This is a genomic window from Protofrankia sp. CiP1_Cm_nod3, assembly GCF_982290655.1.
The window spans coordinates 1-4,950 of record NZ_CEVIVD010000137.1 but is presented as its reverse complement, the minus strand read 5'-3'; the positions used below and the strand labels follow the sequence as shown (position 1 = coordinate 4,950).

Annotated in this window: 4 protein-coding genes; all 4 read right to left on the bottom strand. The window is 71.5% G+C overall.

Translation table 11 applies throughout. The annotated features are described in order from the left end of the window. Positions 1 to 80: 80 nt before the first annotated feature. On the bottom strand, positions 81 to 689 hold the full coding sequence (locus AC5LUJ_RS19785) for an NUDIX domain-containing protein (RefSeq protein ID WP_250290373.1): 609 nt from the start codon (positions 687 to 689) through the stop codon (positions 81 to 83). Between the two features lie 324 nt (positions 690 to 1,013). Next, positions 1,014 to 1,937 carry a TerB family tellurite resistance protein gene (locus AC5LUJ_RS19780; RefSeq protein ID WP_250290376.1) on the bottom strand — a complete coding sequence of 308 codons (924 nt, stop codon included), beginning with the start codon at positions 1,935 to 1,937 and terminating at the stop codon, positions 1,014 to 1,016. A gap of 640 nt (positions 1,938 to 2,577) precedes the next feature. Beyond that, positions 2,578 to 3,510, bottom strand: a complete 933-nt coding sequence (locus AC5LUJ_RS19775; RefSeq protein WP_250290379.1) for a hypothetical protein — start codon at positions 3,508 to 3,510, stop codon at positions 2,578 to 2,580. Between the two features lie 6 nt (positions 3,511 to 3,516). Next, positions 3,517 to 4,098 carry a hypothetical protein gene (locus AC5LUJ_RS19770; protein ID WP_250290381.1) on the bottom strand — a complete coding sequence of 194 codons (582 nt, stop codon included), beginning with the start codon at positions 4,096 to 4,098 and terminating at the stop codon, positions 3,517 to 3,519. Positions 4,099 to 4,950 lie beyond the last annotated feature (852 nt).

Here is a 4,950-nt window from a genome sequence, read left to right as displayed (position 1 = left end):
GGTCGTGGTCCGGTTCTGGCCGCGGGGCGGTCGCGGCTTCTTCGGCCCGGTATCTCGGCCCGGCCTCTCAGCCTGGTCTCTCAGCTCTGCCCGGCGGTCGTCCGGGGGAGCCCGTCCGGGCCGTACCAGGACGGCCGGTGGGTGCGCAGCCAGTGCAGGATGGCCGTCCGCAGGTACACCGGCCGGAACTCCAACGTGTGGAGCGTGGACACCGAGGCGGAACTGATGTCGATCGACTCGCCCCGGCTGACGATCTGCGCGAAGGCGGGCAGCGCCGCGGCGAACACGATGTTGATCTCATGCCAGCTCTGACCGGCCTCGGTGAACGTGTGCTCCACGCATCCGACGAAGTCCAGCGCGTGGGTCGCGAGCCCGGCCTCCCCCCGGATCGTGCGGCGCAGCGCCCCCTCCACGCTCTCGCCGGGCTCCACGTTCCCGCCCGGCAGGGAGAACCAGGAGTGCCCGCGCCGGTTGGCGATGAGCACCCGCTCGCCGGAGACGAAGAGCATGCGGGCGCTCAGCACCGGGATGGCGTCGCGGCCGGGGGCGCCCAGGCCGTACGGGCCGCCCGCGGCGGCGGGGCGTCCCCGGCCGGCGAGTGTCGAGCCGGCGGCCCGGGCGGCGTCCCTGCCGGGATGCGGTAGCGGCCGGGCCGCCGGCGGGACTGTCGTGTCGTTCTTCTCGAGCATGGCTTCCCTCACGGGTGAAGGTGGGCTGGATCGACCACGTTCGGCTGGTTCGGCTGCTCCGAGCGCTTCGAGCTGCTGGCTGGCTGGCTGGGTGGCTGGTGGTCGGGGTGGCGTTGCTGCTTCGGTGATGCCGACGGTAGGGACGACGCCTTCCCGGCGTCCCGCGGGGTGCCGGCGGCCGGTTCCCGGCAGGCTGTCGGTGCGCCGGCGGCGGCTGGTGGTGCCGGGCGAGGCACCGGGCGGCGCCCGGCGTGGCCCCGCGGCCCTGTTGTCGGGCCCCGGCCTCGGCCTGGCCGCCGGCTCCCGCGGCGGTGGCCAGGCGACCTATCCGCGGGTGCTCCTGACCCGTTGGACCCGCTGCACCGCCAGCGAGGACGGGTCGAGCCCGAGGACGTCCATCGCCTCCTGGACGACGGCCCGCTCGGCGGGGTCGAACGTGCCGTCCGAGCGCCCGATCACCGCGCCGAACTGCACGACCGATCTTGCCCGCGACCGGCTGCCCCGCACCTTGGCGATCTCGCGCAGCGCCGCGGCCCGGCCGGCGGCGGCGTCCGCGCGCAGCGCGTCCACATGGGTGTCGAACAGGTGGACGAGTTCCTTGGGCGGGAAGGCGCTGAGCGTCCGGTCGGTGGCGACGATGTGCGCCATGGCGTCCCGCTCCCGCGCGTCGATCGTGCCGTCGGCGGCGGCGACGAGCGCGCAGATGGCGACCGCGGCGTCCCGGAACGCGGCGTCGTCGAGCTCGTGCCGCCGGGCGTGCAGCTGGGCCCGCAGCACGTGCACGGACTGGCTGAGATGGTTCCACCACGCGTCGGGCTCGTGTACCGGCAGCCCCTGCCACACCGGCCAGCGGTCCTCCAGCCAGCGGTCCACCGCGACCGAGACGGCGGCGGGTGTCAGCGACCGTTCGTCGAAGTCCTCCAGGGCCAGCGGGACGAGCGCGGCGCCCGCGTGGGTGGCCGGGGCGGCGGCACCGGCGGGCAGGTCGGCGGCGAACAGCGCGGTGACCGTGTGCTTCGCGTCCGGCCCGTGGTGCTCGACACAGCCGACGAACTCGGTCGGGACGGCCGGCGAGCCGGTCAGGGCGTGGACGTAGCGGGCCGCCGCCGAGGCGATCCCTTCGGCGGGCTCGACGTCACCGCCGGGCAGGAGGTAGGCGGACACGTCGGACCGATAGTGCGCGACCAGGTAGCCGCCGGTGTCGAGCAGGATCCGGACGTTCAGCCGGACATCCGTGGGAACGGGCATGTCGACCCCCTGATGACGCCTTCCCGCTGCCAGCGGCATTACGGAGGAGTTGCCGCTGACCCGATGCCATCATCCACCTGCCCAGGGTGGTTGCCCATCGGCAGCAGACCGCCGATGAATGCGGCGGCGCAAGGGTTGTAACTGAAAGAGGTTTGTGTTGTTGCGGCCGGTTACTTGAAATTTTTCAACCAAGCTCCGTAGCAACACCCTGACCTGCGGTGATGCATGATCTAGATCATATTGACGATGAATTCAACGTCCGGACGGCCCGTCGGGGCCCGCCCCACGCCGTCCTGTCCACTTCACGACACGCAACCTCGCGTCCCATGATCGTTACTATTGGTAGATACATGCCGGCATCCGGCGGGCCCTGCCCACGCCACATCGTGACCCGTCCAGCCGGCCGCGGACGGGATTCGCGCTGCCCGGCTGACACTTCCCAGTGCGCCGGCCAAGGAGTGCGGATCCCATCCACGGCCACTCGCACAGGTCATGATCCAGGAGAGTTTGTCGTTGTGTACGCTTTTTGGCCGCAAAAGCGTACACAACGACAAAATTATGCCGATCTTCTCCGGTGGCCGACGTCCATCGACGCGTGCCATCGTTCAGGGGGGATACGTATGGTTCCCTGACCGGCGCTCTAGCCGGGGGGCGGGGTGAAGGTGGGGTGAGTGTCGTCGGAGCCCCGCCACAGGTAGGCGGTCAGCCGGGCGCCCTCGGCGCGTTCGGCGGCCGGGCTGGCCGGGAGCGGCCAGCGCAGCTGGGTGTAGAGCAGGACGCGGTGCTGGTCGTAGGCGGCCTCGACCAGGTCGCCGAACGTCTGCGCCCGGGCCGGGACCACCAGCACCACGCTGCCGACGGCGACGGCGAGCCCGACGGGCAGCGCCAGCCAGGTGAACGGGGTGAACGCGCAGAACAGCAGCCCCCACACCGCGGTGGTGACCGCCGCGTCCAGGCTGGCGCGGGCGGCGAGCAGGTCGGCGCGGGTGGTCTCGGGCAGCGCCGGCCACAGCCGCGGCCACAGGATGATCGCGTCCAGGCCGTACTTGTCCAGCGGGCGGCGTTCGGCGGCGCGCAGGATGTTCCCGATCGGGGTGGGCAGGAAGTAGCCGGAGGCGGCCGGGCGGCGTCGGCGGCGGCGTTCCAGCCGGGTGTAGACGGCGAGCTCGTCGGTGGTGGGGGTGTTCGGCGCCCGGACGCGGGCGTAGGCGGCCTGCCAGGCGTCCTGGTCGGCGGTGGCGCGGGCCGCGAGCCAGCCGGCCAGCCGGCGGCGGAGCGGGCCGGCCCAGGCAGGCCAGTAGCCCTCCAGCAGCCGCAGCACCGGGGTGGCGGTGCGGGCGACGAGGATGCCGGAGGCTGCCACGGCGAGCAGGACGGTGAGGATGGCGGCGGTCTGCACGGCCGGGGACTGCCGGTCCAGCCAGTCGGTCTGTTCACTCAGCGTGTGCAGATCCCCGCGGTGGCGGGTCCAGGCGGCGAGCCCGGCCAGCCAGAAGACCAGCGCGGGGGCGGTGACGGCGGCCCAACGGTCGGCGAGCTTCCCCCCGACCGCGTCCCAGAACGCCCCCAGCATCGGGTGTCAGCCTCGCACCAGATGGACCTGATGGGTGGGACATTGCGGGATCGCGGCGCCGACTTCGGGCCGGTACCAGGCGTAGTCGCCGCGCGGGCAGACGTAGCGGCTGGCCTCGACCGGGCCGGGATCGCCCGGCAGGACGAGCGCGCCACCGGTCTGCCGGTACAGGTAACGGGGCTGGAAGTAGGGCGGCCGGTAGCGCGGCGCGTCCTCCAGGACCGTGCGGAGGAACCACGCGGTGGTCTCGTCCCCGTCAAGCAGCTCACGGAGCCGGCCGGCGACCGCAGCCTGGTCGATGGTGGCCAGCCGGTCGGCAGTGGTGCCGGCGGCAGCGGTGCCGCTGGTGTCGGCGGTGGTGACGCCGGAGGTGGTGGTGCCGGTGCCGGTGGTGCCGGCAGTGGTGGCGCCAGCGGTGGCACCGGATGCGGTGGTGCCGGCGGTGAGCTGGTGGGTGAGGCTGCGGTCCAGATCGGCGGCCGCCGAGCCGACCAGCTCGTCCAGATAGGGGCGGATCGCCCGGGCCGCCTCCAGCACCCCCTTGATCTCGTTCACTCCGCCGCTGGTCTCGCCATCGTCGATGCCCATCAGTTCTCCTCGTCGTACCGTGCGTCGTTCCATGCCGGGGTGCCGGCCCGGGATGTGCACCGTCCAGGCGGCTACGGCGCGTCAGGCACCGGCATGGATGTGTGACGCCCACACCGACGGTTCGTGTGGCCACCGGCTACGGAGTCGCCGGGTCGCCGTATGCACCGCGACGGCCACATTGTCCGCGTCGGTGCCGTTGGTGCCGAGGAGGGTGTAGATGTGCTCGGCGATCTCCACAGCATGCTGGTCACTGATCGGCCACTCAGGGGGTCAGTTTTCAGGAGGCTGCGACATGGGGGGTCTGTGGGGGTGGTCGCGACTGCTTCCTGGCCAGCAATGATCGCGGCGTCGAGGTCCGCTATCTTCCCGGCCCACTCGAACCGGATGCGCAGGGCAAGGCCGATGTTGGACAGGTATATGGCGAGGTTGGGATGGTCGGCGGGAGTGAGCGCCAGCGTCCGGGTGAGCAGATCGATCGCCTCGTCCAGTTGACCGGGGTCTCCCAATGCAGCCATCCAGCCGTGTCAGCAGCTTCCAGGTCGGTGGCTGGATCGTCGATCGTCTTCAGTAGGGCGCGCACCTCGGTTAGTGCCTGTGGATCCAAGATTCCTTTCGGATCTCCCGCAGCGGCCTGTTCAAGCCGTGCTCGTAGCCGCACCAGCAGACGTTCCCGCACGATCCCGCGCCCCCGTGGTTTCTGTGCCATCCGGTGATGGTGACGATCATCTCACACGGAGGATGCGAATATTGCTGTCGCGGCATATGCCAGGGATGCTCCTCGCTTGCCGGAGCCAGGGGATCTCCGGGAGCCGGGGGAGGTGTCGCTCAGCGGAAGAGCGTTCAGCGGAAGAG

What these genes read in the sequence shown, in the direction of transcription:
- AC5LUJ_RS19775 (WP_250290379.1), bottom strand. Translation starts at nt 3,510, where the DNA reads ATGCTGGGGGCGTTCTGGGACGCGGTCGGGGGGAAGCTCGCCGACCGT.
- AC5LUJ_RS19780 (WP_250290376.1), bottom strand. Translation starts at nt 1,937, where the DNA reads ATGCCCGTTCCCACGGATGTCCGGCTGAACGTCCGGATCCTGCTCGAC.
- AC5LUJ_RS19785 (WP_250290373.1), bottom strand. Translation starts at nt 689, where the DNA reads ATGCTCGAGAAGAACGACACGACAGTCCCGCCGGCGGCCCGGCCGCTA.
- AC5LUJ_RS19770 (WP_250290381.1), bottom strand. Translation starts at nt 4,098, where the DNA reads ATGGGCATCGACGATGGCGAGACCAGCGGCGGAGTGAACGAGATCAAG.